At 52.1% G+C, this 19,008-nt stretch carries 19 protein-coding genes and 2 pseudogenes; 14 read left to right on the forward strand and 7 right to left on the reverse strand.

Going from position 1 to position 19,008, the window contains the following annotated elements:
• Positions 1–135 precede the first annotated feature (135 nt).
• Complete coding sequence (gene yccA, locus OGV38_RS04055) at positions 136–795, forward strand: FtsH protease modulator YccA (RefSeq protein ID WP_016152501.1); 660 nt, start codon at positions 136–138, stop codon at positions 793–795.
• Positions 796–851: 56 nt separating this feature from the next.
• On the opposite strand, the gene OGV38_RS04060 is transcribed toward yccA, so the two are convergent.
• Positions 852–1,328: a hypothetical protein gene (locus OGV38_RS04060; protein ID WP_019076424.1), complete on the reverse strand. Its 477-nt coding sequence runs from the start codon at positions 1,326–1,328 to the stop codon at positions 852–854.
• Positions 1,325–2,080 (reverse strand): winged helix-turn-helix domain-containing protein, encoded by a 756-nt coding sequence (locus OGV38_RS04065; protein WP_049042089.1) that lies wholly within the window; start codon positions 2,078–2,080, stop codon positions 1,325–1,327. Before OGV38_RS04065 ends, OGV38_RS04060 begins: the two co-directional genes overlap by 4 nt.
• A 308-nt stretch (positions 2,081–2,388) precedes the next feature.
• Between OGV38_RS04065 and OGV38_RS04070 the strand changes: the two genes are divergently transcribed.
• From OGV38_RS04070 to tusE, 6 genes and pseudogenes are all read left to right on the forward strand, one after another.
• Positions 2,389–3,132, forward strand: a complete 744-nt coding sequence (locus OGV38_RS04070) for a fimbrial protein (RefSeq protein ID WP_286472960.1) — start codon at positions 2,389–2,391, stop codon at positions 3,130–3,132.
• A gap of 74 nt (positions 3,133–3,206) precedes the next feature.
• Positions 3,207–3,713, forward strand: a complete 507-nt coding sequence (locus tag OGV38_RS04075) for a CS1 type fimbrial major subunit (RefSeq protein ID WP_016152497.1) — start codon at positions 3,207–3,209, stop codon at positions 3,711–3,713.
• 72 nt (positions 3,714–3,785) lie between these two features.
• A complete protein-coding gene (locus OGV38_RS04080) occupies positions 3,786–6,503 on the forward strand; it encodes a TcfC E-set like domain-containing protein (RefSeq protein WP_286472962.1) in 2,718 nt (905 codons plus the stop codon).
• 1 nt (position 6,504) lies between these two features.
• Positions 6,505–7,663: pseudogene (locus tag OGV38_RS04085) on the forward strand (CblD like pilus biogenesis initiator family protein).
• 10 nt (positions 7,664–7,673) lie between these two features.
• Complete coding sequence (locus OGV38_RS04090; protein WP_049042100.1) at positions 7,674–8,225, forward strand: LuxR C-terminal-related transcriptional regulator; 552 nt, start codon at positions 7,674–7,676, stop codon at positions 8,223–8,225.
• A 69-nt stretch (positions 8,226–8,294) separates the two neighbouring features.
• Positions 8,295–8,624 carry a sulfurtransferase TusE gene (gene tusE / locus OGV38_RS04095; RefSeq protein WP_016152493.1) on the forward strand — a complete coding sequence of 110 codons (330 nt, stop codon included), beginning with the start codon at positions 8,295–8,297 and terminating at the stop codon, positions 8,622–8,624.
• Here tusE and yccX read toward each other — a convergent pair.
• A complete protein-coding gene (gene yccX / locus OGV38_RS04100) occupies positions 8,621–8,902 on the reverse strand; it encodes an acylphosphatase (RefSeq protein ID WP_016152492.1) in 282 nt (93 codons plus the stop codon). The two genes, tusE and yccX, sit on opposite strands and share 4 nt — an antisense overlap.
• Before the next feature lie 34 nt (positions 8,903–8,936).
• Positions 8,937–9,083, reverse strand: a pseudogene (locus tag OGV38_RS04105) (AraC family transcriptional regulator); the annotation flags it as partial.
• A gap of 113 nt (positions 9,084–9,196) precedes the next feature.
• Between OGV38_RS04105 and rlmI the strand changes: the two are divergent.
• Complete coding sequence (rlmI, locus tag OGV38_RS04110) at positions 9,197–10,408, forward strand: 23S rRNA (cytosine(1962)-C(5))-methyltransferase RlmI (RefSeq protein ID WP_269517470.1); 1,212 nt, start codon at positions 9,197–9,199, stop codon at positions 10,406–10,408.
• Positions 10,409–10,465: 57 nt separating this feature from the next.
• Entirely contained in the window at positions 10,466–10,783 is a 318-nt protein-coding gene (gene hspQ / locus OGV38_RS04115) for a heat shock protein HspQ (protein ID WP_016152490.1), read from the forward strand.
• 67 nt (positions 10,784–10,850) lie between these two features.
• Here the strand turns inward: hspQ and OGV38_RS04120 are convergent, their stop codons facing one another.
• Positions 10,851–11,264 (reverse strand): CoA-binding protein, encoded by a 414-nt coding sequence (locus OGV38_RS04120; protein WP_016152489.1) that lies wholly within the window; start codon positions 11,262–11,264, stop codon positions 10,851–10,853.
• A gap of 171 nt (positions 11,265–11,435) precedes the next feature.
• On the opposite strand from OGV38_RS04120, the gene csgI reads away from it, so the two are divergent.
• Positions 11,436–12,098 (forward strand): curli synthesis inhibitor, encoded by a 663-nt coding sequence (gene csgI / locus OGV38_RS04125; protein WP_049042103.1) that lies wholly within the window; start codon positions 11,436–11,438, stop codon positions 12,096–12,098.
• Positions 12,099–12,191: 93 nt separating this feature from the next.
• Entirely contained in the window at positions 12,192–12,650 is a 459-nt protein-coding gene (gene mgsA / locus OGV38_RS04130) for a methylglyoxal synthase (protein ID WP_016152487.1), read from the forward strand.
• Positions 12,651–12,682: 32 nt separating this feature from the next.
• On the opposite strand, the gene helD is transcribed toward mgsA, so the two are convergent.
• Positions 12,683–14,737, reverse strand: coding sequence for a DNA helicase IV (helD, locus tag OGV38_RS04135; protein WP_019076416.1), 2,055 nt, complete (start codon positions 14,735–14,737; stop codon positions 12,683–12,685).
• Positions 14,738–14,862: 125 nt separating this feature from the next.
• Between helD and OGV38_RS04140 the strand changes: the two genes are divergently transcribed.
• Positions 14,863–15,309, forward strand: a complete 447-nt coding sequence (locus OGV38_RS04140; RefSeq protein WP_016152485.1) for a YccF domain-containing protein — start codon at positions 14,863–14,865, stop codon at positions 15,307–15,309.
• 18 nt (positions 15,310–15,327) lie between these two features.
• On the forward strand, positions 15,328–17,481 hold the full coding sequence (gene yccS / locus OGV38_RS04145; protein WP_016152484.1) for a YccS family putative transporter: 2,154 nt from the start codon (positions 15,328–15,330) through the stop codon (positions 17,479–17,481).
• On the opposite strand, the gene OGV38_RS04150 is transcribed toward yccS, so the two are convergent.
• Positions 17,459–18,073: a TfoX/Sxy family DNA transformation protein gene (locus OGV38_RS04150; RefSeq protein WP_016152483.1), complete on the reverse strand. Its 615-nt coding sequence runs from the start codon at positions 18,071–18,073 to the stop codon at positions 17,459–17,461. The genes yccS and OGV38_RS04150 overlap by 23 nt on opposite strands.
• A gap of 216 nt (positions 18,074–18,289) precedes the next feature.
• Here OGV38_RS04150 and sulA point away from each other — a divergent pair, with 216 nt between their 5' ends.
• Positions 18,290–18,799 (forward strand): SOS-induced cell division inhibitor SulA, encoded by a 510-nt coding sequence (sulA, locus tag OGV38_RS04155; RefSeq protein ID WP_032931135.1) that lies wholly within the window; start codon positions 18,290–18,292, stop codon positions 18,797–18,799.
• Positions 18,800–19,008 lie beyond the last annotated feature (209 nt).

Raw genomic sequence — 19,008 nt, forward strand, 5'->3', positions numbered from 1 at the left:
TCGGGAGCTTTTGTTGAAATAATATGCTTAAGCCTGGCGGGTTAAAATGCGTAAAGATGGGTAAAACCGCTGTGTCATTCCCCTTGATTTCATTATCCTCCATCATTAATTACATCTGTCATAAGAGAGTGACTCATGGATCGTATTATTAGTTCTTCACGCGATCGTACATCGCTACTCAGCACGCATAAGGTGCTGCGCAATACCTATTTCCTGCTCAGCCTGACGCTGGCGTTTTCGGCGCTCACTGCGACTGCCAGTACCGTACTGATGCTGCCTTCTCCGGGGCTTATCCTGACGCTCGTGGGTATGTATGGTCTGATGTTCTTGACCTATAAAACGGCGGATAAACCGGTTGGTATTCTGTCAGCTTTCGCTTTTACCGGCTTCCTGGGCTACATTCTGGGACCGATCCTGAACACATACCTGTCTGCGGGCATGGGTGATGTTATCGCCATGGCTTTGGGCGGTACGGCGCTGGTCTTCTTCAGCTGCTCAGCCTACGTGCTGACCACGCGGAAAGACATGTCCTTCCTCGGCGGTATGCTGATGGCAGGGATCGTGGTGGTGCTGATTGGTATGGTTGCGAATATCTTCCTGCAGTTGCCGGCTTTACATCTGGCGATCAGCGCGGTGTTTATTCTGATTTCTTCAGGCGCAATCCTGTTTGAAACCAGTAATATCATCCGTGGCGGTGAAACCAACTACATCCGTGCCACCGTCAGCCTGTACGTTTCGCTGTACAACATCTTCGTCAGCCTGCTGAGCATTCTGGGCTTCGCCAGCCGCGATTAATCAGCATCACTGATACGAAAAAAGAGAATGCCATTGGCATTCTCTTTTTTTATACCTTATTGACCCCGGCAGATATAGGTAGGATAGCGCCGGTCCTGAATAAGCCACACAGCAGGTGAAAGTTCAGAGATCGTCAGGTAGTAGCGTGAGGTCGGATAGGCGAAACTCCCCCATTGGGCATTCGGCGTATTGTCATTGTGGCGAAGCCAGGTTTTGGTGTAGGTCAATACAATGACGTTGTCATCGTCCCGCTGCTCCCACGTAAAGTCTACATCCCTGTCAACGATAAAATTTTGCCCGCCAGCTCTTGCCGCACCTTTATAGGTGGTCAACCCTGTACCGTCCCGATGAAAATAGAACTGAGCAAGGGCATTTACCTTCACCTCACTTGCTTTCCCTTCATTGCGCGTAAAGTTAAATTCAGTGCTGCAGGCCAGCACATCGCTTTTTCCCGTCGCGCCGCAATAGTAAAATAGCGCCAGCGCGCCGCCGACCAGGGCTCCGCCCAGTCCAAAAAGAAGCCTTATTTTCATTTTCCAGCCCCGTTTTTATAGCGAATGGTCTTGCACAGACGTGTTTTATTGACCGGGCAGGCCCCGATAAACAGTTCATCAGCAGTTGCAAGCGAAAAACGGGCGCTGAAAAAATAAATAGCATACTCCTCGCGCTCGCAAGCCACGTCATTGGCCTCCAGTCGCTCTGCTAATTTTGATAGCACTAACGGCCGTCCATGATCTTCGATAACCCAGATACTACAACGCGCGATTTTTTCCTGGACCGGCTTTAATTTCGCCGGAACAGTTATCTCCTGCGGGCGGCTAACGTAAAAGATCGCTCCCAACGGCACGGCAATCAATGCCCCTATTCTGAACCACTTTTTCAGGGATACTCGCCGGGGCAGAACGTCTTGTTGCGCTGAGGGGGGGTGCGGATCAACGGCTTGAATTTTCTCTCCAGGCTGAAAAATCACATCAGCATCAAAACGGAAACCATAGCGCGGGACAGTGACGATCAATTCGTGCCCCTCTCCCAGAGACTGGAAGCTTTTACGCAGTTCGCTTACCGCTTTATTGAGATTATTTCCTGATGGCGTAAAGCCAAATTCTTCCCACACGCGAGCGATCAATTCCTCCCGGCTTAAGTCGCGTCCTCGGTGTTTAATGAATTCCTGTAAAAGACGAACGGCTGGCGCCGAAAGTGTTAATACAGACTCGGGTTGTCCAACAAGACTTATTGCATGTGCTTCAGGATCAAATAACAACGAATTATTGCATATAAAAAACATCTTTTATTCTCGGCTGTTACCGCATGCTTTTTATTCCCTGGTACGTCGATATGAAAACCGCCCCCTGACCTGCTTATTTTTTCATCAGAAGGAATTTTCCTCCCATCCTTGGCCGCGGTATTTTCGCTTAACTATACAACCTTAAAGCCAGAAAAGCAGGATAAAAAACTGTATATAACGAGTTAACTAATACAAATTTTCACAAATCGCTGTTCTGGTTAAAGTTTCCCTGCCCTGAAGCGATACGAAAGCAGACGGTGTCCTGGTGTTAACGCGCCGCCTTTAAACTCAGAGCAGGCAGACTGATTGTGAAACAGAAAAAAAGAGTGAGCATGACAACCGCCTTTTATGTCGCCGCGCTGTCATTGCCATTTTTCTCAGAAATAACAATGGCCAATATGAGCGTGTATCCCATGGAGCTGAATGTAGACAGATCCGGTGCGGCGCAAATTAAGGTGGCTTCAAAAACGGATGATATTCAGTTCATTCGGGTGAGGCAAAAGAAAATTCTTAATCCCGGAACAGCCCAGGAAAAAGAAATTGACGTCGCTTCGTGGAAAGAAGGTGGCGTGGTGGTTACGCCCGAGAAATTTGCTCTGGCTGCAGGAGCGATGCGCGTTGTTCGTCTGGTATCGCTTATACCTCCGAAAAAAGAGACCACCTGGCGTGTCTATTTTGAAGGGGTAAAACAACCTGACAGCATTATTCCAGGCAAGGCAGAAACCCCTGCAGCAATGGCGACATTAGGTGTCAATGTGATCTGGGGCGCACTGGTCCACATTGCTCCAGAAGAAAACGTAATTTCACTGTCGATTGACCCTCGCCGGGGAACGTTAAAAAACAACGGCACATTGCGTGTGCCGCTCAGAGAGATTGGTGTTTGTGATGCTGTTTCATCGTGTAAATGGATAAAAGAAGACGCGACGATTTATCCGGACACTGAACGGAAATTAAAAACGCTCACTATGAAACAGGGTCAGAAATATAAGTTCCGCTACTTCAACTGGGTGAATAAAACCGCTGAAGAAGCTGATTTACCCGTCGTGCAATAACACGACGGCACAGTAAAAACCCACGTAGTTTGTTTAAAGAGCCAAGGTGCTCATTTGTAAATATGGAGATATCAATGCGTAACTATATTAAACCTCTGATGATTGTTGCCGCGATGGCCTCGTCCTTTAGCGCGCTGGCGATTCAAAAAGATATTACCGTCAACGCCAGCGTTGACTCACAGTTGGATATGACTCAGGCCGATAACACGCCACTGCCGGCCAGCATCGACATGCAATACCTGCCAGGTCGTGGGCTGGAAAGCTACCGCCTGAACACCAAGGTGTGGTCTAACTCCGCCACCAGCAATGTCAAAGTGCGCCTCGTTAGCGCAGCTAAGCTCACCAATATGGATGGCGACGAGACTGTACCGATGACGGTGATTCTGGGTGATAAAACACTGTCTACCACCGATGCCGAATTTACCGGAACTGAACTGTTCCCAGGCAGCATTGAAAACGGTTCAGCGGTACTGCCACTGACCATTTCTCAGACCACCAAAGGCATTCTGAAAACCGGTCAGTACAGCGGCGTTGTCAGCCTGATGCTGACGCAGGCGACGACCACGGAAGGCGGTGCGTAACACCACAGTACATAAGGGATAACGTCAGAGGGTGCCCGCCCTCTGACGTCAGGATGATGTCGAGGCTTGGTCATGGCGTTTCACAGAAATACTCTCCTCTTAGTTGCTTTATTACCCGCATCCATCCAACTCGCCTGCGCCGAGATGGCCGTCCCGGCAGGTTTCGAAGATCTGGCGAAAACGCAGCGTCTGTGGATAGAGGTTAACCTCTATGGCGGATCGCTTGGCCTTTTTGAAACGGATATCACACTTGAATCGGTAAGTTTTGTCGCACCCGAAACCGTGGTCGCGGCTATCAAACGTCAGTTTAATGACGCTCCTGCCCTCGTTGCCACCGTGTCCGCAGCTCTCGCCGTTCCACTTGCCCGTAACGGCAACCTGGCGTGCAGCAGCAATGGCTCCGCAACGGGATGTGATTACATTGATACCCATCGTGCGGCCATTATCTATGATGAGAATAACGCGCGCGATAGCCTGTTTTTGGACAAGAAATTTCTGCCTAAACAGACCACAGAAAACCAGTGGTATCAGCCTACGCAGGGCACTGAGAATGCGTTGATCCATCAACAAAATATCAATTTTGTTGCCGACAGGGATTACCAGTCAGCCACCGTTCAGGGCAATGGCGCGTTGGCCATGACGCAGGACGGCTACTTTAATCTCGACTGGACCTGGCTGGGGCAGCGTTCAAGGCACCAGCAGCAACAAGAAATAACCGTCAACAATGCCTGGTTTCGCCAGGATATCTGGCGTCAGTACTATATTCAGTTAGGCGAGATGGATACCCGCGATCTGTTCAGTAATGCTGGTGGGAATATCAACCTCAGCCAACTGCCGCTGGGCAAAATTCGCGGCCTGCGCACAGGCTCGACAAGGGCATGGATCAATCCGGTTCAGCAGTCAAAGGGTACCCCTATCACCGTGCTGCTTTCCCATGATGCGCGTATTGACGCCCGCCGGGGCAATCAGCTGCTGGCCAGTTTTTATCTCAATGCCGGAGCTCAAACCCTGGACACGCGATCGTTCCCAGACGGGAGCTATACCGTGACGCTGTCCGTCTATGAAAATAACCGGCTGACACGTACCGAGCAGATACCGTTTACCCGCACCGGTATTACGCCGTTTGACCGCGTCGAGTGGTTCCTGCAGGCGGGCGAAACCGACAATAACAATCAAAACGATGAACGTAGCGCGGTCGCGCAAGCGGGTGTCCGCCTGCCTATCACTCCAACGCTGGCACTCACCAGTGGCGCAGCGATAAAGAAAAACCAACGTTTTCTGGAAAATGCGCTCGACTGGAGTCGTGGTTTCAATGCGGGTCCGATCGATGGCGTACTCTCGACCCGGTTTAGCTACCTTTACGGCAGCGAAGGACAACGCGGCAATATTCAGCAAATCAGCTATAACGACGGCTTTTCACTGAGCTTCTATCGCAACGCGTTATCAGCGGAAAACTGCAATACCCGAAGCGCGGGATATGACGCCGTAAATGGCTGTTATCGAAGCCTGTCGGTGATGTTCTCCGTCCCTGTCGGCACCTGGTACGCCAGCCTGGGATATTCGGATAACCGCAACGAAGGACGGTACGTTTCTCGTCGGGAACTCCCGGACAGTGACGATCGCCACGATGCAGGCTTGCCCTGGGAGTCGGTTTATATGACCCGCTCACGCACGCGGGCCTGGCAGGGTGGCTTGAGTACGGCTTTCAGCACGCGCGGTCTGAACATCAACAGCAGTATTAACCTTTTCATGCGTAACGATGACTCGCGCGAAGGCAGGGATAAAGGCGGCTACCTGAGCGTGAGTCTGTCAATGGCGCATAACCGTCAGGGCAATGCGACAAGCTATACCTCTCTGGGAGCGACATGGCAGCACCAGCAGCATGATAAAAACCAGCTGAGCTATAACGTGGCGCACAACTGGTATGCCGACGCACGTGGTGAAAATGAGTATGGACTGAGCGCATCAGGTATTAACAGCGATTCACTCAATACCTCTGCCTACACGCGCCAGGGCGGACGATATGGCAACGGGAGCCTGACAGTCAGCGATGCCTGGGATCGTCAGGATCGGCGCCATACCCTGAGCAGCAGCGGCAATTACAACTCCACGCTTGCGCTGTCGCGCTCTGGTCTGTGGCTGGGCCGCTGGAGCGACGGACGTCCTGCTTCAGCCATCGCGGTTAACGTTGCCACACCGGAAGATTCCCAGGATCCGAGCATTGCCGTGTCGCTGGATAACGGCGGCAGTGCAGACATTCCAGGCAATAGCCGCGCCCTCTTCGCCGTGCCGGGCTATCAGCAGACTACGTTGACGATTAACGAATCGCTGGATGTCTCGCGGGGTGCCAGCAGTGAAATCACACAAGGTTCAGGCAGCAGAACGTTGTTTATGGTGCCTGGCAAACTGCTCCGCCGGGACGTGCAAACCACGGCAAGCTACACCTGGCTCGGCCAGTTAACTGACGAGCAACATTCGCCGTTTATCGGCGGCGTGCCACTGAACGTTAACGGCTGGAGCGACCTTGGCAACGGCGGGTTTAGCGCTCAAAGCGACGCTCTGCTGCATAACCTCTACCTGGTGCGTCAGCAGCAGTTTTATCAGTGCGAGCTGAACGTAAAGAGTATGCGCGACGTCGTGCGTTACGTCGGGTCGATCCCTTGCCGGGAATTAACCTTCTCTGCCCTGCCGGATACTGTCCAGCAACAGGCTCAGCTGATGCTCGCCGGACGATCGGTACCAACGGGTCCAACAGCCATGAATGCAAACAACGTCACAAAAGGGAAATGATGTGAACAAGCACTTAATTATTTTACTTTTTTTAAGTCTGTGGGCGGGCCAGACCCAGGCAGCGGCCCCTGCCGGAAGAAACACCAGCGTCGATATCAGCTTCGATCGCATGCCCCCCCCCCGCGCGCTTTGATATCTGGGTTCATGAACCGAGCGGCTATGATGTCGCCGATCCGCAAAAATGGGGACGTAATACCCTGACGTGTCTGTCCCGTACCGACTCCGCAGTGGGCGCCTGCATGACCGCCCCGGTCTGGTTCACGGCGAACCCAGGGACACCTTATGCCATCAATTTACGTTTTACGCATGCCCTTACCAGCAAAACGGTGGATCTTAAGATTTATGGCGACCACTACATGTTTATCAATAATAAAGTTTTTACCTATGCCAGTTTTGTCACGGGAGGGACAAATATTGTTGCAAACTGGAACAGAGAACCTTACTTCGATTTCTATATCGTGAAAAGCGAGCTGGAAAAGCTCGCTCTGCCGGGTATCTGGACCGCAACGCTGAAGCAGAACCTGCGTGAATGGGATACTGCCAACTGCGGCGGGAACTTCAACGACGTCAATACCGGATGTCCAGGCTATCGCGCCATTGCTAGCTGGCAGGCCACGATGCGCATTGAGGTTGTCGATCCGGGTAATCAGCAGATTTATCTGCCGGCATTTCCGCACTCAACGCCTATCGTTAACCTCAACCTGACCAACTTCCCGGGGCGGCCGGGTGGCAGTGAAATCCAGGGTGAAAACACGCTGGATATGTGCCTGTACGACGGCAAAAACAGTACCAGCACCCGCACTTATCTTCGGTTTGAGGACGACGGACTCCCCTCAATGGACCGTGCTGAAGAGGCATTTTCAATCCGGCGACGCGGCGGAAGTCAGACCGATGCGCGGGATCGTCTCGACTATCAGGTTTTCGTCACTAATCCCGTCACGGGCGCAACCGAAACCGTCGCCAACGGTAAAACCCTGGTCTGGCAAGGCACCAACGATCCGCAGCATCTGCGTCAGGTCGTCCTGCCCGGCGGACGTGAGAGCGTACTGTGCGTACCAGCCCCTATTGTTTTGAAAACCCCTGCGTTTGCAGCCAGCAGTAAAAACGCCGGGGATTACACCGGCACGCTACGCATCATCTACACACCCAGTACGTTATAAAGAGGCCGCCGTGAATTTCGTCATTCTTGATAATAATCGTTTTTATGCCGAAGGGTTGCGCTACGCCCTTCTGCGCCGTAACGCTCACACTCAAGTTGAGAGTGGCGCGTTACAGTGGCGCCGTTCGCTGTTGGCCTGCGACACCCTCGTTGTGCGTTGCCGCTTTTCCGTCGCGAGGACGCATCTGGCGCTGGTCGACATTCTGCTTCAACTGGAGGCCAGGCGCTGGGAGGGAACGGTTTATCTGGTGTGCAATGAAAAAGGCTGGGCACTGGCCACGCATTTACGAAAGCGTTTTGCCACGCTGACCTTACATATCATTGATGACAGAATTGCCGTCGTGGATGCGGCGTATCTGCTTGCTAAAGAGCCCCGTCGGGTACGCAGTCTGAATTGCTGCCTGACTGGCATGGAGTTCAATGTTCTCGACAGGCTGGTTAACGGTCAATCGGTAAAACATGTTGCGCATATGACGCAGATTAGCGAAAAACAGGTATCGACGTATAAATGCAACGCGCTGAAGAAGCTTAATGCCAACAATCTGCTACAGCTTCTTCTGTAGGTCGAGGTTTCTCACGCCGCCCCTTATTTGCTAAACTAAGGGCGGTTTTTACTTTATCGACAGAGCACTATGTTCATTTTTGCAGGCCATGAAATTGAGACCGATAGCGAAGGCTATCTGAAAGACACCACGCAATGGAGCGAGCCGCTGGCGGAGAAAATCGCCGAAAACGAAGGTATCGTTCTCTCCCCCGAACACTGGGAAGTGGTGCGTTTCGTTCGCGAGTTTTATCTGGAGTTTAATACCTCCCCCGCAATCCGCATGCTGGTAAAAGCGATGGCCAACAAGTTTGGCGAAGAAAAAGGCAACAGCCGTTATCTCTATCGCCTGTTTCCGAAAGGCCCAGCTAAGCAGGCAACTAAAATTGCCGGCCTGCCGAAACCGGTGAAATGTATTTAATAGCGGATACTAAATCCCTTTAGCTCGTCGCCAGGGCGGTGCGGTTCGCTGAGAACCCGATCAACCCTGGCGCTGCGCGGTCCCCCGGCTTTCAACCACTTCATCAGTTGTTCCACCCGCTCGCTTTCGCCACAGGCGACAACTTCTACGCTGCCGTCATCCATATTCTTCGCATAGCCGGTCAACCCCAGCCGTTGCGCTTCATGCTGGGTGGTGTAGCGAAATCCTACCCCCTGAACCCGGCCATAGACCCAGGCGATGATGCAGACTTTCGACATTGCGGTTCTCCTTATCAACATAAATGAAAGAACAGGTACCGATGGACAGATGACCGGCAATCTCCTGATCTGTCCATAGATTAGCAGGGGATAAAAGAATAAGTTGTCGCACCTGTTCAGTGAGATTAAACCGTCGCTCGATAAGCAGAAGCCCCGCCATACCATCATGCAGTAGCGCCAGACGCTGATGATTGACCTCATCATCTGTGCTACTCTACGCGCCATTTTATTTTAATGGTTTCAGGTTGGTACTTTCATCCAACCCGCGTCACTGTTTGTGAGAGGTTGCTCCGCATGACTGAATCTACAATTCCACATTATCCTCGTTTAGTGTTAGCCAAGGGGCGCGAAAAATCATTACTTCGCCGCCATCCATGGGTATTTTCCGGTGCTGTCGCACGTATGGAAGGTAAAGCCAACCTCGGTGAAACCGTTGATATTGTTGACCACCAGGGGAAATGGTTAGCGCGCGGTGCGTTTTCTCCGGCGTCGCAGATCCGTGCGCGCGTCTGGACCTTCGATAAGTCTGAATCCATCGACATTGATTTCTTTACCCGTCGTCTGCAGAAGGCGCTGACATGGCGTGACTGGCTGGCGAAAAAGGACGGTCTGGACAGCTACCGTCTGATCGCCGGAGAATCCGACGGCCTGCCGGGTGTCACTATTGACCGCTTCGGCAACTTCCTGGTATCGCAGTTGCTCAGCGCGGGGGCTGAATACCAACGCGCCGCGCTGATTAGTGCTCTGCAAATTGTTTTCCCGGACTGCGCTATTTATGACCGTAGCGATGTGGCCGTGCGTAAAAAAGAAGGTATGGCGCTGACCCAAGGACCCGTCACGGGCGAACTGCCGCCTGCTCTGCTGCCTATCGAAGAGCACGGGATGAAGCTGCTGGTTGATATTCAGCACGGTCACAAAACCGGCTATTACCTCGATCAACGCGATAGCCGCCTGGCGACGCGTCGTTATGTGGAAAACCAGCGTGTCCTGAACTGCTTCTCCTATACCGGCGGCTTTGCGGTCTCAGCATTAATGGGCGGATGCCGTCAGGTGGTCAGCGTCGACACCTCTCAGGAAGCACTCGATATTGCCCGCCAGAACGTGGAACTGAACAAGCTGGATCTGAGTAAAGCCGAGTTCGTGCGAGATGATGTGTTCAAACTGCTGCGCGCCTATCGCGATCGCGGTGAGAAATTTGATGTCATCGTGATGGATCCGCCGAAATTTGTCGAAAACAAAAGCCAGTTGATGGGCGCCTGCCGCGGTTATAAGGACATCAATATGCTGGCTATTCAGTTGCTGAACCCAGGCGGCGTACTGCTGACATTTTCCTGCTCCGGGCTGATGACGACCGATTTATTTCAGAAAATCATCGCTGATGCCGCAATAGATGCTGGTCGTGATGTACAATTTATAGAGCAGTTCCGTCAGGCCGCCGATCATCCGGTGATCGCTACCTACCCGGAAGGGCTGTATCTGAAAGGGTTTGCCTGTCGCATCATGTAACTTGAAAAGTGGAATATTACCCTTACATAGAGGGTATCTATTTCCCGGGAGGTGACTATGATTGCCAGCAAATTCGGTATCGGCCAGCAGGTCCGCCATTCCCTGTTAGGTTACCTCGGAGTGGTCGTGGATATCGACCCGGAATATTCGCTTGATGAGCCGTCAGCCGATGAGTTGGCGGTTAACAGCGAACTTCGCGCCGCTCCCTGGTATCACGTGGTGATGGAAGACGATAATGGTCTGCCAGTGCATACGTATCTGGCCGAAGCACAACTGAGTAGCGAGCTACAGGAAGAACATCCGGAGCAACCGTCAATGGATGAACTGGCGCGCACAATCCGTAAACAGCTTCAGGCTCCGCGCCTGCGTAATTGATACTAACACAGGCCCGATGGCGCTTCGCTTATCGGGCCTGTGCGTTTCATCCGGCGACAATCCAACTTTACTTCGCCAGTCCCAGTCGCGGGATCTCAATCGCCGGGCAACGATCCATCACCACCGTCAGCCCCGCATCACGCGCCAGCACGGCCGCCTGCTCGTTAATTACGCCAAGCTGCATCCATAGCGTCTTCGCGCCAATGGCGATAGCCTCCTGAGCGACGCCCCACGCCGCTTCAGAATTACGGAAGACATCGACCATATCCACTTTCTCTGGCACATCCGCCAGCGTTGCATAGCCCTGCTGCCCCAGCAGCATTTTCCCGGCAACCTTCGGTGAAACGGGAATAACGTGATAGCCCTGATCGAGTAAATACTTCATCACGCGATAGCTTGGGCGATCGGGTTTATCGCTCGCGCCAACCAGTGCAATCGTACGGGTAGATGTCAAAATGCCAGCAATATCGGTCTCTTTCATCGTTTTCCTCCAGGCTGTTTAACAAAGTGTACGACAAACCTGCCCCCGCAACCATTCATCCCATACTGGCGTATGAGAGCTAAACTCAAAAATATGTCTATATGTTAGTAAACGTGATTATCGAAAAATTTAGATACATGTTTGCAGCTATTTTCTGGACAGGAGAAACCTATGAAAGCCGGCATTGTGACAGCCTTAATTGCCCTGTGTTTGCCGGTAACCGTTTTTGCTACCTCATTACGCCTGTCTAATGATATTGACCTTTTGGTGCTGGACGGAAAAAAAGTCTCCAGCTCATTACTGCGTGGCGCCGACAGTATCGAGCTGGAAAATGGTCGCCACCAGCTCGTATTTCGCGTAGAAAAAACCATTCGCTTGTCCAGCCACGAAGAACGTCTGTATATTTCGGCTCCGCTGGTCATCAGCTTTGATACACAACTCGTCAGCCAGGTTAATTTTCACCTCCCGCGTCTGAACAATGAGCGGGATACAGCGCATTTTGATGACGCTCCACGCGTGGAATTGCTGGATGGGGACTCCATGCCTATCCCCGTCAAGCTGGATATTCTGTCAATCACATCCACAGCAAAAATCGTGAATTATGAAATGGAAACTGAACGCTATAACAAAGCGGCTAAACATGCGTCATTACCGCAGTTTGCTACGATGATGGCCGATGACAGCTCGCTGCTTTCCGGGGTATCTGAACTGGATCGCGTGCCGCCTCAGTCGCAAACGCTGACCGAACAGCGTTTAAAATATTGGTACCAGCAGGCCGACGCGCAAACGCGAAGTAACTTTTTGCAATGGGCTCAGAAACAGCCTCCTTCATGACATTTATGTTCGCATACGCATTTTTTTTGTCTTTCTCTTGCAGCATCAAGAGCTTCCAGTACTCTGTAACCAGGTTAACTTGGGAGCTGTACTATGGAATTAACAACTCGCACATTGCCAGCGCGTAAGCATATTGCGCTGGTTGCACACGATCACTGTAAAAAGATGTTGATGAGCTGGGTGGAACGCCACCAGCCGTTGCTGGAAAAGCACGTTCTGTACGCCACAGGAACGACGGGAAACTTAATCCAACGCGCAACGGGAATGGACGTCAACGCCATGCTGAGCGGTCCGATGGGGGGCGACCAGCAGGTGGGCGCGCTGATTTCAGAAGGGAAAATTGATGTGCTGATTTTCTTCTGGGACCCGCTGAACGCCGTACCTCACGATCCTGATGTCAAAGCGCTACTGCGTCTGGCGACGGTATGGAACATTCCGGTTGCCACCAACGTGTCGACCGCCGATTTTATTATCCAGTCGCCAAACTTCAACGATGCAACGGACATTTTGATCCCAGATTACGCCCGCTATCTGGCAGAGCGCCTCAAATAAACGCCGGGCAGGCGGCAATTGCCGCCTGCTATTCAGGGTTTTCTTGCTACCGGAACATCCAGTTGTTTAAGCTCATCAACAAAGCACGACGGTGTTTCTTTATTAAACAGCAGCCATACCCGATGCCGTGCCCGCGTTAGCGCCACATACAGCAAGCGTCTCTCTTCAGCATCCGGGAAATCCTCCACCGCCGGAAGCAACGCCTCTTCCATAATCGACTCGCGGGCCGGGGCGGGAAAACCGTCATTCCCATCATGAAGCCCCACAACAATAACGTAATCTGCCTGCTGTCCCTTACTGGCATGGATAGTCATGAAATCCAGCTGTAGCTTAGGCCAACGGGTGGCAGCTTTCTCCAGACTGGCAGGTTTCAGGTGATGGTATCGCGCCAGCACCAGAATTCTCTCTTCTGCCTTCACAAATCCCGACAGCTTATCCAGTAGCAGATCCAGCTGGCTTTCATCGAGCAACGTGACGGCTTTTTTATCGCCTGCCATCAAACTGTTGAGCGGTTTCGTAAGCTGATGAGGGTTTTGCTGGATAAACTGGTTTGCGACTTCACCAATGCGGCTATTAAAACGGTAAGTCGTATCCAGATTACAACGGTCGCCCTCGCCGAAGTTTTGCTGGAATGCGGTGGTCAACGAAAGCTGTGCTCCGCTGAACCGGTAAATTGCCTGCCAGTCATCCCCTACGGCGAACAGCGTAGTGTGTGAGTTTTGCTTGCGCAGTGCGGCTAACAGGGCGGCTCGCTGAGGAGAAATGTCCTGAAATTCGTCGACCAGAATGTGTTTCCACGGACTGATAAACCGGCCTTTTTCCAGAATGACAATGGCCTGATGAATCAGCCCGGAAAAATCGACGGCATTCTCATCCTTCAGGGCGCCCTTCCAGGCTTTGAGCAGGGGAGACATCAGCTTAATGCGTTTACTGAAAAGATCGCGAATCTCCTCCGGAGCATTGGCGATCATCTCAGCCTGCGCTCCGCCATGCATTCGCATCAGGCTAACCCAACGATCCAGCCGGGAAGCCAGCCGGCGCTGTAATTTTTCGTCATCCCAGAAGTTACCTTCGGGTACAGACCACTGCATCTCTTCTTCTAACCATTGCCGCCAGCCTTTGGCCTGTGCTTTTTTCTCACTGCACTGCTGACGCCAGGTCGTGATAAAAAGTTTGCTGCGCGCGGCAACATCATTTTCCAGCTTGCTAACCGTCGGGACTTTTTTGCTCCCCTGAGAAATAATGTGCAACGCCAGTGAATGAAACGTCCTCGCGGTGATCTCTTCCGTATGCAGACGTTCACGGATGCGATCGTCCATCTCCTGGGCCGCTTTGCGTCCAAACGCCAGCAGCAGGATTTGTTCGGCCGCCGCTTCCCCTCGCGCAAGTAGCCAGCCCGCACGGGCGACCAATACGGATGTTTTGCCGCTTCCGGCCCCCGCAAGAACCAGTAATGATTGTTCGCCGTTCACCACCGCCCGCGCCTGGGCCGGATTCAGCGGCGAGGACTCAATTTGCTGGAAAAAATCGGCATGTTCTTCCAGCATGGCATCGGTATACGCCTGGTTGTGCTGCAAGCGACAAGCTTCAATGTCCTTCAACCATGCCTGGCATTGACGTAACGCCTCACGGCAATTTTCAAATTCTTCCAGCCGGTTGATCGGGAGCGGCAATGCGGCAAAGGCGCGGCGGATCTGCTGCTGTAGCCCTGACGTCTGTTCGCGCGTCAGCCATTTATTCTCACTGGTGCGGGTGGCGATCGCCTCCAACTGCTGCTGTAAAACTCCCGCAGCGACGTCGCTCATTTCCTGACTCCACTGCTGCCAGAGCGAATTCAAATGGTGATGGAAGCGCTGGGTTTCAGCCCATTCAGTGCCGTGAAGACGAACCACCTTATCATCCGGGAGCACAAACTCCAGCTCACCCCATACCAGGCCGCGTTTACAATGAATAGCCAGTAACTGATTGAAGGGAATAAGATACTCGTGACGATCGCCGGAAACCTTAATCCCGGCATTGAGAATAACGGCCCGATCGTAAGGGTGTTGTGCCAGACGTTTTCCAAGAGAAGTTGCTTTCAGTTCCATAAGACTCAAGCGGATCCACACGAAGAGGTTTGCTTATCAGTGTAACCGCCAGAGAAAACGTGCTCCAGCCCAAAAAAACGTTACAATTGCCGAATTCACAGAAAACCAGAGTTAACCGAGGGTTTATGCGTACTGTTCTGAATATTTTAAATTTTGTGCTCGGGGGATTCGCCACCACCTTAGCCTGGTTACTGGCTACGCTGGTCAGTATTGTGCTGATTTTTACTCTCCCCCTGACCCGCTCATGCTGGGAAATTACCCGACTCTCGCTGTTTCCCTACGGTAACGAAGCGATTCATGTCGATGAGCTTAATCCAGCGGGCAAAAACGTCCTGTTGAATACCGGAGGCACCGTGCTCAATATTTTCTGGCTGATTTTCTTCGGCTGGTGGTTGTGCTTGATGCACATTGTCTCAGGTATTGCCCAGTGCATTACGATTATTGGTATCCCGGTTGGCATTGCGAATTTCAAAATCGCGGCGATTGCACTGTGGCCGGTGGGTCGCCGGGTAGTGTCAGTTGAAGTTGCTCGCGCAGCGCGTGAAGCCAACGCACGTCGTCGCTTCGAATAATCAGGACCGATGGCCTTTATGTTAAGTCCTCTGCTCAAACGCTATACCTGGAACAGCACCTGGCTGTACTACGTGCGGATTTTTATCGCGCTTTGCGGCACAACAGCGCTGCCCTGGTGGCTGGGTGACGTTAAGCTGACCATCCCGCTCACGCTGGGTATGGTCGCAGCCGCGCTTACTGACCTGGACGATCGTCTTGCAGGTCGCCTGCGCAATTTGATTATCACGCTGGTGTGCTTTTTCATTGCCTCGGCCTCGGTCGAACTGCTCTTCCCATGGCCATGGCTGTTTGCCCTTGGGTTAACGCTCTCCACCAGCGGCTTTATACTGCTGGGGGGATTAGGGCAGCGCTATGCAACCATCGCCTTTGGCGCGTTGCTGATCGCCATTTACACGATGCTCGGCACCTCGCTTTACGATCAGTGGTATCAGCAGCCAATCCTGCTGCTCGCGGGCGCCATTTGGTACAACCTGTTAACCCTGACCGGACATCTTCTGTTCCCTATTCGCCCGTTGCAGGACAATCTGGCGCGTAGCTATGAACAGTTAGCGCACTATCTGGAACTGAAATCGCGTCTTTTTGATCCCGACATAGAAGATGAAAGCCAGGCGCCGCTGTATGATTTGGCTCTTGCGAATGGGCAACTGATGGCGACCCTAAACCAGACAAAGGTGTCACTGCTGACCCGCCTGCGCGGCGACCGCGGACAGCGAGGAACACGTCGCACGCTACATTACTATTTTGTGGCGCAGGATATTCACGAACGCGCAAGCTCCTCGCATATTCAGTACCAAACGCTTCGCGACCATTTTCGCCACAGCGACGTGATGTTCCGCTTCCAGCGCCTGATGTCGATGCAGGGGCAAGCGTGTTCGCAACTGTCTCGCTGTATTTTATTACGCACGCCTTATCAGCACGATCCGCACTTTGAGCGCGTCTTCACCCATATTGATGCTGCACTTGAGCGCATGCGCGCGAGTGGTGAGCCTGCCGACCTGCTCAACACGTTGGGATTTTTGCTGTCAAACCTGCGGGCCATTGATGCCCAGTTGGCTACCATTGAGTCTGAACAGGCTCAGGTACTTTCGCGCAATGAGTCTGAAAATCAGCTTGCCGATGACAGCCCGCATGGGTTCAGTGATATCTGGTTGCGTCTGAGCCGTAATTTCACGCCTGAGTCCGCCCTGTTTCGTCATGCTGTTCGCATGTCGCTGGTGCTCTGCGTCGGCTATGCCATTATCCAGATAACCGGAATGAACCACGGGTACTGGATCCTGTTGACCAGTCTGTTTGTCTGCCAGCCAAACTACAACGCCACCCGACATCGTCTGGCACTAAGGATTATCGGCACATTAGTCGGTATCGCCATTGGGTTACCGATCCTGTGGTTTGTACCTTCTCTCGAAGGGCAATTGATCCTTCTGGTGATCACCGGCGTGTTGTTTTTTGCCTTTCGTAACGTCCAGTACGCGCATGCCACCATGTTTATCACGCTGCTGGTGCTGCTGTGCTTTAACCTGCTCGGTGAAGGTTTTGAAGTTGCACTTCCGCGCGTCATCGATACGTTGATCGGCTGTGCCATCGCCTGGGCTGCTGTCAGCTTTATCTGGCCAGACTGGCGTTTTCGGAATCTGCCGCGAGTGATTGAACGGGCCACTGACGCTAACTGTCGTTATCTTGATGCTATTCTCGAACAATATCATCAGGGGCGTGATAATCGTCTGGCATACCGTATCGCCCGCCGTGACGCGCACAATCGTGATGCGGAACTTGCTTCGGTGGTGTCGAACATGTCGAGTGAACCGGATGTCACGGCCCAAACACGCGAAACGGCGTTCCGCTTGCTGTGTCTTAACCATACGTTTACCAGCTATATTTCCGCCCTCGGCGCACATCGCGAGCAGTTAACCAATCCTGACGTCCTGGCATTGCTGGATGATGCCGTCTGCTATGTAGATGATGCGCTTCACCATCAACCTGCTGATGAGCAGCGCGTATACCAGGCACTGGAAGATCTGAAGCAGCGAATTCAGCATCTCGAGCCACGTCCGGACAGTAAAGAGCCGCTGGTCGTACAGCAAGTTGGGTTACTGATTGCCCTGCTCCCGGAGATTCGGCGATTACAGCAACAAATTGCTGTGCTGCCATCTAATACCCCGGTTCCGGCGTAAGAGAGCTCACCCACTCCACCAGCTCCTGGCGACGCGTCGCCGGGAGCGCGGCTTCATGCACCCCGTCAACCGCCCCTTCAAGGGCATAGAGTATTTTTACCGTTAAGGCAGGGTTATTTTGCCGAAGTTTCAACCAGCACATCTGAGCTCCCAGCGAGCGCAATGTCCCCTCATCCTTAATTCCTGCTTCATTTAGCAAGGTCTCCAGATGAAACGTCATATTCGGTAATTCCCGCAGGCGATGTTGTGCAAAGCGACTCTGTTTTTCCTTAACGGCTGCATCGAGTGAAAATTGTGATAGCGACACTAACTGCTGCTGGTTCTGCCACAGGGTATCGTTCACCTGGTAATAATTGAGTACAACCGGACGCCCGCGCTTGATAAATGTTAGCCAGACAGGAGAATTTTTTACACAGTACTGGGCGCTCTGCTCACAGGCGCGAAGATATAACTCACCGCTGGCAACCATGGCAAAGACCGTATCACCAACCGTCAGACTATAGCCGCCAAACAGTGAGCGGTAGTGAATTGTTCCCAGAGAAGCCAGATATTCTTGTGATTTATAGATTCTTGCATAAGACTTTTCTTTCATAAAAATCCTTTTAAATCATAATGTAAGCAAATAATTTGCAGTAGCAGATCCGTTAATGACGAAAATAGGCAACTTATGCGTATGGGGCAAGATGAATTTTATTTTTCCCGTGATGATGACTAAAAATTGCGAACCTGTTTCCGAAAATTAGGTTGATCTTTATTGATGGCGGGGTTACTGTATATCCATACAGTAACTCACAGGGCTGGATTGATTATGTACACTTCAGGTTATGCAAATCGTTCTTCGTCGTTCTCTTCCGCATCGAGCAGCATTGCGCGCGTTTCAGCAGAGAACGCTACCGCTGGGCTTATCAGTGAAGTGGTCTATCGCGAGGACCAGCCCATGATGACGCAGCTCCTGCTGCTTCCCCTGCTGCAACAGTTAGGGCAACAATCACGCTGGCAGCTGTGGCTGACGCCTCAGCAAAAATTAAGCCGTGAGTGGGTGCAGTCGGCCGGGCTTCCATTGACCAAAGTCATGCAAATCAGCCAGCTCTCCCCCTGCAATACGCTAGAATCGATGGTTCGTGCGCTGCGCACGGGTAACTACAGCGTCGTCATCGGCTGGTTGACAGAAGAATTAACCGAAGATGAACATGCCGAGCTGGTAAAAGCGGCAGATGAAGGTAATGCGATGGGATTTATCATGCGTCCTGTTCGCGCTCAGACACTTGCGGGGAGACAGCATTCCGGGCTAAAAATTCACTCGAATTTGTATCATTGAGTAAAATTAGGAATTATCCTGGAATTTTTTTTCATGTTTTAATTTGCCATTGAGCTGTAACGCGTTTTCCGGCTGAAGGCCTGTCTGAAGCGGTTTTCAGGAAATCCTCAGTACATTTATTCATCTATAAATGTTAAATAATGTGTACACAAGCCTTTTTTTTTCATATGCCTGACGGACTTCACACTTGTAAGTTTTCAACTACGTTG

It is taken from the genome of Citrobacter sp. Cb080, from assembly GCF_030334745.1.
GTDB classification, from domain to species: domain Bacteria; phylum Pseudomonadota; class Gammaproteobacteria; order Enterobacterales; family Enterobacteriaceae; genus Citrobacter; species Citrobacter braakii.